Raw genomic sequence first — 15,923 nt, 5'->3', positions numbered from 1 at the left:
AATTTTCTGCTCCAGAAACGATGTAGGGTTATAATGAATTTCTGCTATGCTCTTCTTCAAACCTATAATAAAAATGAGAAGGTTTATTTTTAAGTTCTTGCGCCGAATTAATAACCATAAAACAAAATTTTCAATTCAATGAAAAATTATTAAACTGAAAATGAATAAGTTAAAAAATAATTTAAATTAATAACTACTAAATCTATAGATATTATATACTTATTTATATATTTGCTCAACGGTAATAATAAGAAATAATATGTCAATCATTTAAACCACTAAATTATGTCCATATATTTTCAATATCCTGCCATAAGCGAATATCCGAACCAGATTTTTCCATTAAATAGCGAAAAAGAAGATCATCAGATATTAAGGGATGAAGATAGCTTAATTAAGGATCAGATTTTAGAGTTAAGAGATTATTTATCGTTAAAACAGTTATAAAAATTGGCCAGTTGACCGATTGGAAGGTTGGAGTTTCATAAACTTTTTACAATGGTTCGAATCCATTACTAGGCCGCAAAGTGTATCTCATAGCACTTTATCCTGATTCTGCTCAATCAGGCAAGATTTGGTTATCTTATATTTGTTTTGTTGTTAGCAAAGGCTATTCGCGATGAATAGCCTTTTCCTTTAAAAGCAAATTATTTTTAATATCTATTTAATATGACAACATTACCAAAATTATTTCTGCTCGCATAAGGGCTATTCAGTAATGGCAATGATTGAAAATTATTTTATTAATAAGGAATGAAATAGAATTCATTTTTTTTCAGAAATCCCAAAACATTTTATTTCATTCTGGGTTATTTATATAATTCACATTATACTAATCTTTTACAGATTAATTTGTTTGGTTTAAAAAAGGGATTTATGGATATAAATCCCTTTTCTTTTATGCAAAAATTTTAAATCATATCTTAGCAAAATCAACATTACATCACATTTTAGATGAATAGAAAATACTTCCTTTCTTCATTTATCGCAGCAGCAACTGCATTTCCTGCATTTAAAACATTAGCCAATACTGTAGAAAGTGAAAATCTATCATTTAAAACGCCTCCATATTTAAAACCTGGGGATACTATTGCAATTACCAGTCCTGCAGGTTATATCACATTAGAGCAGATTCAACCTTCTATTTTACAGATGCAAAGCTGGGGTTTTAACATAAAAATAGGTGACACAATCGGTAAGCGCGATTTTACGTATGGCGGAACGGATGAAGAAAGATTAGCTGATTTCCAAAAAATGCTCGATGATTTAACCATTAAAGCCATTATGTGTGCCCGGGGTGGTTATGGTTTTGTAAGGATAATTGATAAACTTGATTTCTCATCTTTCAAAAAGAATCCAAAATGGATTATTGGTTTTAGTGACATCACTGTTTTGCACTGCCATTTGGCAAAAAATTATAATATTGCCTCTATCCATTCCAAAATGTGCAACAGTTTTCCCGATGATTGGAGTAAAGCCGAGCCCATTCAGATTGAAACTATTCTATCCATAAAAAATGCTTTAATTGGTGAGCAAATGGGTTACTCCGCTCCCACCAATAGCAATAACAGACTTGGAAAAGTTGATGGAATTTTAGTTGGTGGAAATCTCAGCATTATTGAAACCTTATCTGGTAGCGATTCTGATTTAGATACGAAAGGTAAAATACTTTTTATTGAAGATACCGGCGAATACCTGTACAGTATTGATAGAATGTTATGGAACCTGAAGCGAAGTGGCAAACTAAAATACTTAAAAGGATTAATTATAGGTGGTTTTAAAGTTAAACCTGATGATGCTGGTGAAGAATTTGGCAAAACCATTTATGATATTGTTATAGAAAAGGTAAAGGAATACAGTTATCCAATTGCTTTTGATTTCCCTGTAGGGCATCAAAGAAATAACTTCGCTTTAAAATGCGGCGTAAACCATACTTTAATCGTAAACGAAACAGGCTCTACATTACGCACAATTTAACTTGGTAAACTTTTTGGCTTTTAGTGTTAAACGATTTCAACTCAAAGGATAATTTTTTCATAACGATAGTTAAAAGCAGACTGGCAGGAAAGTTGATCGAATAATTTCGTATTTTTGATATAAAATAATTGTTATGACTATAATCGCACATCCTAAAAACAAAAAACAAGAGGCTGCAGTGGAGGCTGTTTTAAAAGCTTTAAATGTTTCTTTTCAAAAAGAAGAGGAAAGCCCTTATAATCCTGAATTTGTTGCAAAGGTAAAAGAAAGATCGGCCAATGCTGAAAATGGTAATGCAACCAGGATTAAGGATCCAAAAAATATATGGGAAAGTATTTTATAGAAGTTGAAAAACTAGCAAAAAAAGATCTCGAAACGCAATATAAATCTGGAGATAAAGCTTCGATAAAAAGAATAAACCAAATATTCGTAGAACTTTCGGAACATCCGGAAGTTGGAATTGGTAAACCGGAAAGACTAAAATTTGATTTATCTAGTTACTGGTCAAGACAAATAAATAGAAAAGACAGGTTAATTTACAGAATAGAAGATAATTTAGTAATCGTTACCATTATCTCCGCCCTTGGCGATTACGGAGATAAATAAATTAAACCGTTTTCACTTCATCTTCGTTATAATCCTTAATATCAGTAATATAACCATTAATTAAAAGAAAATCGAACAATGGCTTTGCATCCGGAGTAACCGGCATATTAGCTGTTGTGATTACTTCATTTGTCTTTTTATCTAAGAAAGGATAGGCAAACAACCTAACATTTGTATTAAACATATCATTTACGTAACTCAATAACTGACCTGAATAATTTTCTCCGGTGAAGTTTTTGGAATTGAACACAAATTTTAAGTTGTTAATATTCGTAGCTAAACCAACGCTTTTTGGCTTACACCGGGCCAAATATTTTGCAAGGCGGTTATGGCGCGTAAAGTTAGAAACGATCACAATATTCCCTGTATCGCACATTTCCTGGGCCCGTTTGGCTACTGTTTCAAGGTCGATGTCATCAGGTGTTTCCTGGGCATCAGTTAAAACATTGGTTAATAAAACCTCAATCATAACGGCTAAATTCCCATCTTCTACCTTATTTGTGCGTTTAAACTGATCGGTAGCTTTATTGAATAAGTTAAAGTTAGGCAATGATTTCTGACCATATTTGGTTCTTAAAATCATAATATCCTTTTTATATAAAAGATCTTTAGCCTGGCGTGGATGCGCATCTGCATCGAATATTGCCGCGGCAGAGAAATCTTTCATAATCATATACAGATTAAGCAGGATATTATCCACATCTGGAAAAGCTGGTCCTTTAACTGAAATCAAATCAATCTCCACTGATCCGATAGTCAAATTATCAGCCAAGGATTCTACCATCATTTTGGGATCCTGATAATGGTAAAAAGCTGCATAAAGTAGGTTTACACCAATAATACCTAGCACACGCTGTTGCATGTTTACATCTGTATCCAACAACCGGACATGGAAAAATATTTCGTTAGGTAAACCTCCTGGTTCGTTCTGGAAGCGGATACCAACCCAACCATGAGGCTCATTGGTACGCTTATAATTGAGGGTAGTTACAGTATCTGCGAAAGCAAAAAAGGTACGGCTTTCATATTTTTCGCCTGATAAACGCTCATTAAGCAAACCAAACTCATGATCGAGCATTTGTAAAAGCCTGTTCTGACTTACATACCGACCATTGGTTTCTGCGCCATAAATGGCATCGCTAAAAGTCATGTCGTAAGCCGACATTGTTTTTGCAACGGTTCCAGAAGCTGCACCAGCATTAAAAAAGTTCCTGGAAACTTCCTGTCCCGCACCAATTTCGGCGAAAGTGCCGTAGATTCTTGGGTCAAGGTTTATTTTAAGTGCTTTGCGTTTCGTATCCAGAATTTCTCTCTCCATGCGGCAAAAATACGAAAAATGAGATTAAGGTGATTTTAAGAATGCAACTTAAAATCAATCTAAATACTAAGGTCCTTAATTCTTCATATCAATTAAGCTCAGTAGACTGGAAACATTCATTACTATTATTTAACTAGTCAGATTTTTTTACTCGGGTCGAGATAAAAGTTTCTTAAAAAAATAAGGTTAATGCCATCCAGCATTAACCTTATAAAACCTAAACTTAAACTATTATGAAGCCTGCACCATTCCTTACATCTCATCTAAAACCACTAAATGCAAGCTTCATAACCTTTGAAAAACTAAACTATTATGAAAATCCTCTCTCGAGAAAATCTTATTTACGATACTACAATTTCTTTATTCTGTAATTTAGCATCGTCTTTTTTACTGATATTGATCAATAAGATACCGTCTTTATATTCGGCGGTAATGTTATCACCATCAGCACTATCAGGCAAATTGAATGATCTTGCAAATGAGCTGTAATCAAATTCTTTGCGTGTAAAATCTTTTGCTACCTGGGTTTCGTCTTTTTTAACTTCTGCCCAAACAGAAAGGTTATCTTTTTTTAAATTGATTTGAAAATCTTCTTTTTTCAAACCTGGAGCAGCCAACTCGATTACATATGCAGTTTCATTTTCGTAAATATTCACATTTGGTGATTTATCAACCATTTTGTTTTTAGTTACGGCATCGCTAAACAATGAATCGAAAACATTGTTAAAGTATGGAGCTGTGTTACGGGTTCTGTTGTTAAAATTTACTAGTGTCATATCGCTTATTATTTATTTTTAAATTGATAATACACCATATTCAACTTACATACCAAAGCAAAAATTTATGATTTTTAAGACATTTTGGCAAAATAAATTCAAATCAAAAGACAAATTGGCAGAAATAAGGAATTTCTCAGACAAATTCAACTACAAAACCAATATTCATTTGCGCTTTATTGATTTCGATATGATGGGCCACGTGAATAATTCCATCTATTTTACCTACTTAGAAATTGCCCGGACTAAATACTGGGAAGAAATTATTAAATGGGATTGGAAAAAAACCGGAATCGTTATTGCCCATGCCGAATTGGATTACATTTCACCCATCGTTATGAATGATAAGATTGCAATTCATGTAAAAACATCGCGTATTGGGAATACCAGTTTTGATCTTGATTACCAGATCGTTAAATTAAAAGGAAGTGAAGAGGTTATTTGCAGCAAAGGAAAAACGGTATGCATTGCAGTTGATTACACCACAGGCAAACCAACCACAATACCTGAAGATGAAAAACAAAAAATGCTCGGTTTTGAGCAACTTGGGTAAGAAGTCAAGTTTTAAAAACTTGACTTCTTTAATTCATCAGGCATAATTTTACCAGGATTTAGGATTCCGGTTGGATCGAAAACATGCTTAATCCCCCTCATTAAATTAAGGTGAATTTCGGAGTATTTGATCGGCATAAACTCCTTTTGCACCAAACCGATGCCATGTTCACCAGATAGTGTTCCTCTTAAATTTGTGGTGAGCTCAAATATCTCCGCAATCCCGAATTTAAGTTTATTCTTCCAGTCATCATCGCTCATACCCGCCTTAATAATGTTTACATGAAGGTTCCCGTCGCCTGCATGGCCATAACAAACACTTTCAAAGCCATATTTGGCACCGATTTCCTTTATTCCGTTAATTAACTTTGGTAAAGCGGCGCGTGGTACTACGGTATCTTCTTCTTTGTAAACGGAGTTGGATTTAACAGATTCGGCCATGGTTCTACGCATTCGCCATAATTCTTCTTTTTGTGAAGCGGTATCTGCAAATAAAACCTCGGTACATTGATGCGCTTCTAAAACGATATTTGTTTTCTCACAATTTTTAAAAATATCGTCTAAATCATCGCCATCAAATTCTATCATAAGCAACGCGGCTACATCATCTTTTAAATCGAATTTAATATCATCGAATTTAATTACCCACTCCACTCCTTTACGCTCCATAAACTCTAAGGCAGATGGCGTTACCCCTGCCCTAAATATTGCCGAAACCGCAGCACAGGCATCTTCATTGGTACTAAAAGAGCCCATCATTAATACAGATTGTGTAGGTTTTGGCAAGAGCTTGGTTACAATTTTCGTTACTACACCCAAAGTACCTTCTGAACCAATCATTAACTGGGTTAAGTTATATCCTGAAGCATATTTTAAAGTATTCGCCCCAGTCCAAATGATCTCTCCGTTAGGCAAAACCACTTCAAGATTCAAAATATATTCACGTATTGTTCCGTATTTTACAACCCTTGGCCCGCCAGAACCATGAGCCACATTACCACCTATAAAGCAGGATCCTTTACTACTCGGATCAACCGGGTATAAAAGTCCTTTCTCGGCTACGGCATTAATAAATTCTTCGGTAATTACGCCGGGCTCTACTGTGGCCTGCAAATTTTCTGTATCAATATCAATAACAGCTTTAAATTTCTCCATGGATAAGGAAATGCCACCATAAATAGGCAGAGCAGCACCGCTTAAACCGGTACCACCTCCACGGGGCGTAACCGGAACGTGGTGTGCGTTACAGATTTTCAATAAAGCAGAAACTTCTTCGGGCGTAGTCGGTTTTACTACAACTTCTGGCTGGTAACGCAAATCTTCTGTTTCATCATGACTGTAATTTGCTAAACTATCTGCATCAGTAAATACTTTATCTGCTCCGATAGCAGCCTTGATTGCTGCTAAAATTTCAGGATTTATTTTGGTAAAATTCATTTTTTAGTTTGCTGATGTATAGTTTAATTTAACAAAAGAGTGGCCAATCTGTCCTGGCATAGGTGGGTGTAATTTTTTAATGCTCACATCAACAGTTTCCACAAAGGGATACAGTTCAATCACTTTCGAAATAATATTTTTTAAAACGGTTTCCAAAAGTTTTTGAGTGTGTTTCATTTCTTCGAGAATAATTGCGTTTAAATCTTCGTAGTTAACGGTTTGAGCAAGTTCATCGTTAAAGCCTTTTGGTACAAACGTGGTTTCTAAATCAACAACAAAATGATTTCCAATAAGTTGTTCTTCGGGATAATACCCGTGTAAAGCGAAACACTTTACATCTTTTAAAGCTACGGTTTGTTTAAAATGGCTCATGTATGTTTTGTATGCTGCAAAATTAAATTTTTATTCATGAATATAATGCCCATTGCGGTAAATTGTTACCTTTGAAATTAACGCGATTTCTTAACCAGATAACACGAAATTAAATGAGCAAATCAGCAAAAAAAGGCCTGTACGAAGCGCCAGACTATTATTTATTGGACGAACTGTTAACCGATGAGCATAAATTAATCCGTGCTACGGCCAGAGATTGGGTAAAACAAGAAGTAAGTCCGATTATTGAAGATTATGCGCAAAAGGCAGAATTTCCGAAACACCTGATTAAGGGCCTTGCTGACATTGGTGCTTTTGGACCAACAATACCTGTTGAATATGGTGGTGCAGGATTGGATTATACTGCTTATGGAATTTTGATGCAGGAAATAGAACGTGGCGATTCTGGAATCCGCTCTACAGCATCAGTACAAGGCTCGTTGGTAATGTACCCAATTTATGCTTATGGCACAGAAGAACAACGTAAAAAATACCTTCCTAAGTTAGCCAGTGGCGAAATGATGGGCTGTTTTGGTTTAACAGAGCCTGATCATGGTTCTAACCCAGGCGGAATGGTAACCAATATTAAAGATGCTGGAAGTCATTATATATTAAACGGTGCCAAAATGTGGATCAGCAATGCTCCTTTTGCAGATATTGCGGTGGTTTGGGCCAAAGATGAAGCTGGAAAAATAAGAGGTATGGTGGTGGAGCGCGGGATGGAAGGATTTTCTACACCGGAAACACACAATAAATGGAGTTTGCGTGCTTCGGCAACCGGTGAATTGGTTTTTGACAACGTTAAAGTGCCAAAAGAAAATATTTTCCCTGAAATAAGTGGATTAAAAGGTCCGTTGGGTTGTTTAAACCAGGCCCGTTATGGTATTGCATGGGGCGCATTAGGGGCTGCAATGGATTGCTACGATACTGCTTTACGTTACTCGAAAGAAAGGGTTCAGTTTGGCAAACCTATTGGTGGTTTTCAGCTGCAACAGAAGAAACTTGCAGAAATGGTAACCGAAATTACAAAGGGCCAGTTACTGGTTTGGCGATTGGGCGTATTGAAAAGTGAAAACAGGGCATCGGCAGAACAGATATCAATGGCGAAACGGAACAGTGTTGAAATTGCATTGGACATCGCCCGAAATGCACGCCAAATGCTGGGTGGAATGGGCATAACAGGCGAATATTCGATTATGCGCCACATGATGAACCTGGAATCTGTAGTAACTTACGAAGGCACCCATGATATACACTTACTGATTACCGGAATGGATGTTACAGGATTAAACGCTTTTAAATAGATATGATAAAAAAAATTACGCTCTCAGTTTGTATTATTTTGGCAATGGCCAATTTGGCTTTGGCGCAAAAAGGAAAGGTTGCTATAAATGCGAAATTGCCTGATTGGCTACAAACAGTAAAGGTGGTAAACAGTAAACCAGCTTACAAAAATATTCAGGATGGATATTATCTTTTTCTTTTAGAAAAACAGAACAATTTAGAAACAAAAGAACAGTATTCGCATATTATAAGAGAAATCAGTAATGGTACCGGTGTTCAAAATGGTTCTGAGATATCTGTTTCTTATGATCCAAGTTACGAAAAGCTCGTATTTCATAAATTGACCATCTGGCGCGACAATAAACCAATAGATAAACTCAGTTTACAGAATTTCAAAATCCTGCAAAATGAAAAAGAATTATCACGGTTTATATATAGTGGTTTATATACGGCTTACTTAATATTGGATGACATTAGAAAGGGTGATCGGATTGAATACGCATACACGATCCAGGGAAGTAATCCCGTGTTTCCTAAGTACTCGAACACCATTTATTTCGAAGGCAGCAGTCAGATTGTTAACGTTTATAATAACGTTATTTTCAAACCAAGCAGAAATATCAGGACTAACAATTTTTATGGTGTACCCGCCTTAAAAAAGTCTGTCGTAAATGGCCTAAATGTTTTCGAATGGCAAAATTCAATGACAAAAACTTACCCTGCTAATGATTTTGAACCTTCTGATTATGATCCGTTTGCAAGGGTTCAAATATCTGAATATAACAATTGGCAAGAAATTGTAGATTGGGGTTTGAGTTTACAACAGTTTAATACCAAAAATTCGCCTATTATAAATGAAAAAGTATCAGAATTAAAGCTTAAAGCCAAGGGCGATAAAGAAAAATATCTTGAGCTGGCAACCAGATTTGTACAGGATGAAATAAGATATATGGGCATTGAGATCGGTGAATATTCGCACCGTCCAAATAGTCCGGAAAAGATATTAAAACAACGATACGGAGATTGCAAAGATAAATCTACTTTGTTATGCAATTTATTAAAAGCCAATGGCATTAATGCCTATTCAGTATTTCTTAATACTTATCTTAAAAAAGAAACTGCTTCTTTATTACCCAGTCCAAGTGTATTTAATCACGAAACAGTTGTTGTAGAACTTGAGGATAGAAAGATCTATATCGATCCAACTGTTGCCAATCAACGTGGACCAATTTTTAATAATTACTTTCCATACACCGCAAAAGTTTTGGTGATAAAAGATGGCAATAAAGAATTGACTGAAACCGCTCAACAGAACCTTGGCAAACTAAAATCATTAGTGGTTTTTAATGTTGGCGACACCTCTAACACAAGCAAATCTACACTTCGTATTACCAGCGAATATTCGAACAATTATGCTGATAATTTTAGAGAAAATTTAAACAACGAGGGAGCAGACAATATAGAGAAATCGTATGTGAAATATTATTCAAATCTTTATCCTGGTTTAATCATAAAAGAACCAATTGAGATTCATGATAATGAAGCTGAAAATATAATTACTGTAACTGAAATATATGAAATAGATAGTTTATGGACACGTAGCGAAACTGATCAATCAAAACGTTTGGCATACTTTTATGGTGACTTGATTAATGACCAAATTATTTCAATCAAGAAATTTAGAAATGCTCCGCTCTCGTTAAAATTTCCCTGCACCATTGAGCAAGAAGTAAGGGTTATCCTGCCAGAGGTTTGGAATTTCGAGAATGAAAATCTAAATATAGATAATGAGAATTACAGGTTTTTATACAGTGCAAATGCAAAATACAATACTTTGACACTAACGTATTATTACCAAAATTTCACTTCTGTATTACAAACTAACAGTATAAATAATTATATAAAGGATAGTAAAGAAATTCTTAATACACTTTCGTATGGTATTTATTGGAATGGAACAGGCCCTGTTGAAAACGACGGACTAAATATCAAATTACTTGGAATCGCATTTATAGCACTTTTACTCTACGTATTTATGACCATTTACCTTTATACCAGAAAAACTGCATATAATCTGGACTCTATTAAAAATGCATGGAGATTAGGAGGCTGGTTAGTTATACCAGGCATCGGCATTACACTAAATCCATTAATAATACTGGTTGCAGCATTAAAGCAAGGCATATATACTGATAAGATATGGCAAGGCATTCAACTAAATGCACATTCGTTTTTACTTAATTTGTCTGTAATATTTACAGTTGTATTTAATGTGATGTTGTTTGTTTTTAGCATCTTTATATTGGTATCCTTTTATAAACGAAGGGATTTTTTTCCGAAATATTATATTGCCTTCCTTATTTTTTCATTCTTAATTACTTTATTAGATACTATAGCAGGTATCTATATCAATAAGCTGGTAAATAACAAGACTTTGGGAGCTTCAGAATTTTATTCTGTATTAAGAATTGGTATTTTTGCTATTATTTGGATAACCTATTTCTTTAAATCGGAACGTGTTAAACAAACCTTTGTATTTTCTTATCCCGATTCTGACTGGAGAAAGGCAGTAATTCAGGATTTAAATGAAAATTTTAGAATAAGCAATCTCCAGCAACAAGAAGTTATAAACGAAAAGCAAGAAATAATAAATATAGAAGAAAATGAAAGACTTTAAAAAATACACCTACATCCCTGCCCCACCCGAAGAAGTTTATTTAGCACTCACCAAAGAAACCAGTATAAAATTGTGGACTGGTGCCGATGTTGAATTTGAAGAAGTACCCGGCACTGAATTCTCTTTTTGGGATGGCGATATCACCGGCAAAAACATAGAATTTACTTACGGTAAACAGATTGTTCAACAATGGTATTTTGGCGAAGATAACGAAGCTTCTATTGTAACCATAAAACTGCACGAAGATAAAAAAGGCACTTCACTGGAGTTTAAACAAACTAATATTCCTGATGAAGATTATGAAGATTTTACCTCGGGCATTCAGGAATATTTTCTGGGTGGACTGGTAGATTTTTTTGACGAATAAACAAAACATCAATATGAAAACTAAAATTACCGCTCTCTTTTCCAGCTTACTTTTTATCATCTCAATCAGCTCCTGCACAACATTTCTTACCCCGGCCATCCTCGGCAACAATATGGGCTACATGCCCAAAGCAATGGGTGCAGATTCTGTTAAAACGTTAACCACCTTATCTGGAAGTTATGCGGCTTCCATATCACCGGATGCCAATGTTGGCTTTGAATTTGGAATGGCGAACATCAGCCGATCACATACTTTCGAAAAAGCAAACATCTCATATGGAATTTTTGGTTACGCGGGCGTTGCCAAAGGTGGAAACGACGCTACCGTGGTAGACAATTCTGATAATTACCTGCCATCCTTTAAAAAATCAATCGGCGGCATTGGGTTTAGGCTTTCCACAGGTTTGCATCACACTTCTGCAAATGGAAATACTGACTTTAGATTCGTCAACTTTGAGAATGCAGTAAGTTTTGAAGGAGGCAGTTATACTGCTTTCAGGAAGCAAATTTTTAACGGCAAAATTCCTGATCACGTAGGTGTTACCGATAGAAAAGTAATCTGGACAACGGGGCTATCTACCGAGGTAATTTGGAGGGCAAGAAAGGAACACGAGATTAAACATGCTTTCAGGTTTTTTATCGGTGGTACTCCTGATTTGGTAAAGAGCTTTAGATCCGGAAGTGAAGCCGCTATTGATATCCGTGATAAAAATTCATTGGGCTGGGCTTTTAACTACTTCCTTTACGTAAAGCGGTTTTCACTCAGTTTTGAGCTTGCGAACAGTGTAAACTATTCAGAAAAACTAAGTTTAGGATATTCATTCAGATAAAACATAATTCACCTATTGCTGTTCTGCTATAAATTAAATACCATGAACAAAACTGTAGGACTTATATTAATCGTTGTGGGTATCGCTATGCTCATCTGGACGGGATTTAGCTATACAAAAAAAGAAAAAATTGTAGATGCAGGCCCAATTCAAATATCTGCTGATAAGGAAAAATCGGTTAATTGGCCCCCATTCGCTGGCGGAATTATTCTGGTGGCCGGGGTTATTGTTTTTGTGGCTGCTAAGAAAAAATAACACTCCTTTATCGTAGGGAGTTGCCAGTCGCAAAGTTGCAAGCGACTAAAATCGGGTAACATTGGGCATTACATTTATGCAGGAGACTAAAATCGCGTGTAATTATTAGCCGCAAAGTTGCAGGAGACCAGAATCGCGTAATATTGGGCATTACATTGCTGCAGGAGCCCAAAATCGCGTGTAATTGTTAGCCGCAAAGTTGCAGGAGACCGAAATCGCGTGTAATTGGTTAGTAGAAATGTTACAAGAGCACAAATTAAAAAATAAACCGGCTTTTAAAGATCATAACTTTTAAATATTTATAAAAAAGCCTCGATATATACTTTGATTTGCCTTAAAAATAAAAAATCTGTTATTGATACCTAACCCAGGCATCAATAACAGATTCAATTATGCATATTTTCTTTGTAAACTATAGCTCGTAACTATAAACTGATCTTATTGCATCCCTTAGGTTATATTTCGAAGCCATTACCTCTCCATATGCACCAGCACTACGGATGGCAAAAATGTCTCCCCTGAAAGATTCTGGCTGTTCTACTTCTTTTCCAAAGCAATCGGTACTCTCGCAGATCGGACCTACGATATCATATTTAATAACTTCTGATTTCTGGTTACCAACTTCCGACTGACTAAGATTTTCGATCTTATGATAAGCCTGATACAATGCCGGGCGCATCAATTCTGTCATACCTGCATCCAAAACCACGAAGTTTTTCTTCTTCCCTTTTTTAATGTAAAGTGCCCTGGTAATTAATGAAGCTGATTGTCCGACTAAAGCTCTTCCCAGTTCGAAATGTACTTCCTGACCAGGTTTAATTGTCAAAAATTCATTAAAAATTTTAAAGTAAGCTTCAAAATCCGGAATTTGATGATCTGGATTATAGTAATCAATACCCAAACCACCGCCAACATTTAATACCTGAAGGTTAAATCCTTTATCTTCAAACCAGGCCGCAAATTCGTTTACACGCACACAAAGGTTTTTATATACATCGAGGTTGGTAATTTGCGAACCAATATGAAAGTGAATGCCAATAAACTTAAGGTTTGGCGATGCTTTTAACGTTTCGGCACACTCTGGCAAATCCCATGAATTGATTCCGAATTTATTTTCATCTAAACCTGTGGTGATGTTGTGGTGTGTATGCGCATCTACATTCGGATTGATCCTGATGGCTACCTGAGCTGTTTTGCCTTTATTGGCCGCAAGTTCATTTAACACCTCCAACTCCTGGATAGATTCTACATTGAAGCAGAAGATATCAAGATCCAAGGCCTCGTTAATTTCTTTATCGGATTTACCCACCCCGGCAAAAACAATTTTTTTATGGTCGAAACCAACTTCTACTGCTCTCCTTACCTCGCCGGCACTCACACAATCAGCACCGAAACCGATCGCTTTGATCTGGTTTAACAGCACACTGTTAAAATTTGCTTTTAGGGCATAATGGATATGAAACTGATACGGAGCCGCTGCATCTGCACAGGTGCGCAAGGTTTTTTGCAACAAATCGGTATCATAGTAGTAAAAAGGCGTTTCAATATTGTTAAACTTTGATATATCTTTATCGGCGAACATGTTCAAATTCCTTATTATAATTTTAATTTTATTCTTTGGGCTAATTTATTTGGGTAACTACCTGGATTTAAAGCATGGAAGAATTACCCAGAAACAATACAATGGAAAAATCCGATTTTTTATCGTATTACTTTTCATCGTACTGTTCCTTTTATTTATCAAAAAATGAAGATAGCAGCTGCCATATTTATCGTTCTTATTCTTTCTGCGGGACTGTATAACTCATACAAAAAATATAAAAACGGATTATTACCATCAAGCTTTCTGGCTTTTCACTTCCTCATCGGATTGCTGGTAATAATAGGCGCCTTTTTCCTCTTATTCGAATAACCTGTTGTGCAAACTTCTTAACGCTTCGGTTTTATATTCACTTAAAATTAAAAGCGATACGTTATAATTGCTACCTCCGTAAGAAATCATACGGATTGGGATGTGCTTTAAACCTTCTAAAACCCTGCTGGCGAAACCATGTTTCTCTGATCCGAAATCGCCAACAACACATACAATGCTGTGATCGGTATCTACTTCTACAGTACCAAAACTTTCCAGTTCTGCTATAATCTGTGGTAAATGCGCAGTTTCATCAATGGTTAACGATACCGCAACTTCAGATGTGGTAATCATGTCGATTGGCGTTTTATAGCGCTCAAAAACTTCAAAAACCCTGCGCAAAAAGCCATAAGCAAGTAGCATCCGGCTTGATTGAATGCGGATAGCAGTAATACCATCTTTGGCCGCAATGGATTTAATTTTACCTTTTTCGCTATCGTGAGTAATTAAAGTACCTGCTGCAGAAGGTTCCATTGTGTTTAGTAAACGAACAGGAATTTTATACTTCTGTGCAGGAAAAACAGATTGAGGGTGTAAAATCTTTGCGCCAAAATAAGCCAGTTCTGCTGCTTCATCAAAAGATAATTGAGCAATCGGTTTGGTTCCTTTAACAACACGGGGGTCGTTATTGTGCATTCCGTCAATATCCGTCCAGATTTGAACTTCTTCTGCCAAAATTGCTGCACCTAGTAATGATGCGGTATAATCGCTTCCACCACGACGCAGGTTATCTACCTCGCCAAAGCTGTTGCGGCAGATATAACCTTGTGTAATAAATAATTTATTGTCTTTATGCTGCTCCAAAAGCGGCATTAAATGTTTTGTAGTAAAAGGAATATCAGGTTCATTATCTTCATCAGTTTTCATAAAATCCAAAGCAGGCAGCAATACAGAAGGTACACCGATCGACTTTAAATAAATATGATATAGGGTTGTAGACAATAATTCGCCCTGTGCCAACACCAGTTTTTCTTCTATTGAAGTAAAAATATCGTTTGCAAGGCCAGCTAAAAAGCCAAAATGGTAATCAATCACTTCATTTCCCTGCTCTTGAAATTCGGCAACAGGCAATAATTCAACAACAAAGGATTTATATTTTTGATATAGATTTTCAACACACTCGCTACCCTTCTTCTTATCTCCAGCTAAAAAATAATTTGCAATTTCTACCAAACTATTTGTAGTACCAGACACTGCTGATAACACTACAATCTGCTCTTCATTTGGATTAACGATATCCAACAACTTCGTCATGCGCTCAGGACTACCTACAGAGGTACCCCCAAATTTTAATATCTTCATCTATTTAGTAATTGTTTTTTTACCCATTGATTATATGACGGTAACTGTATAAGCTTTACAACTATTTTAAAAAAGTTACAATCACATCATATTAATAATGGATTTTCTTTATTATTGTATCGGGGCGTGAAATTAAACAAAAGCAGCTTAAAAGCAACACCCTCAACAAAATAAAATTTGGATGGATTGAAATAAATACGTTTCAGCAAAACATCATTCATTAAAATTTGTTCAACACCAGATATTAAATTAAAAAAAC

General features: G+C 35.7%; 16 protein-coding genes. 10 read left to right on the top strand and 6 right to left on the bottom strand.

Going from position 1 to position 15,923, the window contains the following annotated elements:
- Positions 1-285 precede the first annotated feature (285 nt).
- From ASE74_RS24855 to ASE74_RS21035, 4 genes are all read left to right on the top strand, one after another.
- Positions 286-447, top strand: coding sequence for a hypothetical protein (locus tag ASE74_RS24855; protein WP_157255497.1), 162 nt, complete (start codon positions 286-288; stop codon positions 445-447).
- 507 nt (positions 448-954) lie between these two features.
- Positions 955-1,977 carry an LD-carboxypeptidase gene (locus ASE74_RS21045; RefSeq protein ID WP_055913603.1) on the top strand — a complete coding sequence of 341 codons (1,023 nt, stop codon included), beginning with the start codon at positions 955-957 and terminating at the stop codon, positions 1,975-1,977.
- 133 nt (positions 1,978-2,110) lie between these two features.
- Complete coding sequence (locus ASE74_RS21040; RefSeq protein ID WP_055913600.1) at positions 2,111-2,320, top strand: DUF2683 family protein; 210 nt, start codon at positions 2,111-2,113, stop codon at positions 2,318-2,320.
- Entirely contained in the window at positions 2,302-2,583 is a 282-nt protein-coding gene (locus tag ASE74_RS21035; RefSeq protein ID WP_055913597.1) for a Txe/YoeB family addiction module toxin, read from the top strand. The genes ASE74_RS21040 and ASE74_RS21035 overlap by 19 nt, the downstream gene beginning before the upstream one ends.
- A gap of 1 nt (position 2,584) precedes the next feature.
- On the opposite strand, the gene ASE74_RS21030 is transcribed toward ASE74_RS21035, so the two are convergent.
- Positions 2,585-3,901, bottom strand: coding sequence for a hypothetical protein (locus ASE74_RS21030; protein WP_055913593.1), 1,317 nt, complete (start codon positions 3,899-3,901; stop codon positions 2,585-2,587).
- 341 nt (positions 3,902-4,242) lie between these two features.
- Positions 4,243-4,677 carry an Hsp20/alpha crystallin family protein gene (locus tag ASE74_RS21025; protein WP_055913590.1) on the bottom strand — a complete coding sequence of 145 codons (435 nt, stop codon included), beginning with the start codon at positions 4,675-4,677 and terminating at the stop codon, positions 4,243-4,245.
- Between the two features lie 67 nt (positions 4,678-4,744).
- Between ASE74_RS21025 and ASE74_RS21020 the strand changes: the two genes are divergently transcribed.
- On the top strand, positions 4,745-5,230 hold the full coding sequence (locus ASE74_RS21020) for a thioesterase family protein (RefSeq protein ID WP_055913587.1): 486 nt from the start codon (positions 4,745-4,747) through the stop codon (positions 5,228-5,230).
- 11 nt (positions 5,231-5,241) lie between these two features.
- On the opposite strand, the gene ASE74_RS21015 is transcribed toward ASE74_RS21020, so the two are convergent.
- Positions 5,242-6,666, bottom strand: coding sequence for an FAD-binding oxidoreductase (locus tag ASE74_RS21015; protein WP_055913584.1), 1,425 nt, complete (start codon positions 6,664-6,666; stop codon positions 5,242-5,244).
- Between the two features lie 3 nt (positions 6,667-6,669).
- On the bottom strand, positions 6,670-7,038 hold the full coding sequence (locus ASE74_RS21010) for a dihydroneopterin aldolase (RefSeq protein WP_055913581.1): 369 nt from the start codon (positions 7,036-7,038) through the stop codon (positions 6,670-6,672).
- A gap of 113 nt (positions 7,039-7,151) precedes the next feature.
- Between ASE74_RS21010 and ASE74_RS21005 the strand changes: the two genes are divergently transcribed.
- Genes ASE74_RS21005 through ASE74_RS20985 form a run of 5 tightly spaced genes read left to right on the top strand, consistent with a single transcriptional unit; the run spans position 7,152 to position 12,450 of the window.
- The gene (locus ASE74_RS21005) at positions 7,152-8,342 is read left to right on the top strand and encodes an acyl-CoA dehydrogenase family protein (protein WP_055913578.1); all 1,191 of its coding nucleotides are present in this window, start codon (positions 7,152-7,154) and stop codon (positions 8,340-8,342) included.
- A gap of 2 nt (positions 8,343-8,344) precedes the next feature.
- Complete coding sequence (locus ASE74_RS21000) at positions 8,345-10,999, top strand: DUF3857 domain-containing protein (protein WP_055913575.1); 2,655 nt, start codon at positions 8,345-8,347, stop codon at positions 10,997-10,999.
- On the top strand, positions 10,986-11,366 hold the full coding sequence (locus ASE74_RS20995) for an SRPBCC domain-containing protein (protein WP_055913572.1): 381 nt from the start codon (positions 10,986-10,988) through the stop codon (positions 11,364-11,366). The genes ASE74_RS21000 and ASE74_RS20995 overlap by 14 nt, the downstream gene beginning before the upstream one ends.
- 13 nt (positions 11,367-11,379) lie before the next feature.
- A complete protein-coding gene (locus ASE74_RS20990) occupies positions 11,380-12,195 on the top strand; it encodes a hypothetical protein (RefSeq protein WP_055913569.1) in 816 nt (271 codons plus the stop codon).
- A gap of 42 nt (positions 12,196-12,237) precedes the next feature.
- Positions 12,238-12,450, top strand: coding sequence for a hypothetical protein (locus tag ASE74_RS20985; protein WP_055913566.1), 213 nt, complete (start codon positions 12,238-12,240; stop codon positions 12,448-12,450).
- Between the two features lie 412 nt (positions 12,451-12,862).
- Here ASE74_RS20985 and lysA read toward each other — a convergent pair whose 3' ends face one another.
- Both lysA and ASE74_RS20975 read right to left on the bottom strand, forming a co-directional pair.
- A complete protein-coding gene (lysA, locus tag ASE74_RS20980) occupies positions 12,863-14,032 on the bottom strand; it encodes a diaminopimelate decarboxylase (RefSeq protein ID WP_055913563.1) in 1,170 nt (389 codons plus the stop codon).
- Positions 14,033-14,350: 318 nt separating this feature from the next.
- A complete protein-coding gene (locus ASE74_RS20975) occupies positions 14,351-15,664 on the bottom strand; it encodes an aspartate kinase (protein WP_055913560.1) in 1,314 nt (437 codons plus the stop codon).
- Positions 15,665-15,923: the final 259 nt, after the last annotated feature.

The organism is Pedobacter sp. Leaf216 (assembly GCF_001421515.1).
Classification (GTDB): Bacteria; Bacteroidota; Bacteroidia; order Sphingobacteriales; family Sphingobacteriaceae; genus Pedobacter.
Note: the sequence above shows the minus strand (reverse complement) of the source record. Positions and strands in the feature narration are given on the sequence as shown.

Bases quoted from the DNA above. Each gene is read 5' to 3' on its own strand.
- ASE74_RS24855 (WP_157255497.1), top strand. From the start codon at position 286: ATGTCCATATATTTTCAATATCCTGCCATAAGCGAATATCCGAACCAG.
- ASE74_RS21045 (WP_055913603.1), top strand. From the start codon at position 955: ATGAATAGAAAATACTTCCTTTCTTCATTTATCGCAGCAGCAACTGCA.
- ASE74_RS21040 (WP_055913600.1), top strand. From the start codon at position 2,111: ATGACTATAATCGCACATCCTAAAAACAAAAAACAAGAGGCTGCAGTG.
- ASE74_RS21035 (WP_055913597.1), top strand. From the start codon at position 2,302: ATGGGAAAGTATTTTATAGAAGTTGAAAAACTAGCAAAAAAAGATCTC.
- ASE74_RS21030 (WP_055913593.1), bottom strand. From the start codon at position 3,901: ATGGAGAGAGAAATTCTGGATACGAAACGCAAAGCACTTAAAATAAAC.
- ASE74_RS21025 (WP_055913590.1), bottom strand. From the start codon at position 4,677: ATGACACTAGTAAATTTTAACAACAGAACCCGTAACACAGCTCCATAC.
- ASE74_RS21020 (WP_055913587.1), top strand. From the start codon at position 4,745: ATGATTTTTAAGACATTTTGGCAAAATAAATTCAAATCAAAAGACAAA.
- ASE74_RS21015 (WP_055913584.1), bottom strand. From the start codon at position 6,666: ATGAATTTTACCAAAATAAATCCTGAAATTTTAGCAGCAATCAAGGCT.
- ASE74_RS21010 (WP_055913581.1), bottom strand. From the start codon at position 7,038: ATGAGCCATTTTAAACAAACCGTAGCTTTAAAAGATGTAAAGTGTTTC.
- ASE74_RS21005 (WP_055913578.1), top strand. From the start codon at position 7,152: ATGAGCAAATCAGCAAAAAAAGGCCTGTACGAAGCGCCAGACTATTAT.
- ASE74_RS21000 (WP_055913575.1), top strand. From the start codon at position 8,345: ATGATAAAAAAAATTACGCTCTCAGTTTGTATTATTTTGGCAATGGCC.
- ASE74_RS20995 (WP_055913572.1), top strand. From the start codon at position 10,986: ATGAAAGACTTTAAAAAATACACCTACATCCCTGCCCCACCCGAAGAA.
- ASE74_RS20990 (WP_055913569.1), top strand. From the start codon at position 11,380: ATGAAAACTAAAATTACCGCTCTCTTTTCCAGCTTACTTTTTATCATC.
- ASE74_RS20985 (WP_055913566.1), top strand. From the start codon at position 12,238: ATGAACAAAACTGTAGGACTTATATTAATCGTTGTGGGTATCGCTATG.
- lysA (WP_055913563.1), bottom strand. From the start codon at position 14,032: ATGTTCGCCGATAAAGATATATCAAAGTTTAACAATATTGAAACGCCT.
- ASE74_RS20975 (WP_055913560.1), bottom strand. From the start codon at position 15,664: ATGAAGATATTAAAATTTGGGGGTACCTCTGTAGGTAGTCCTGAGCGC.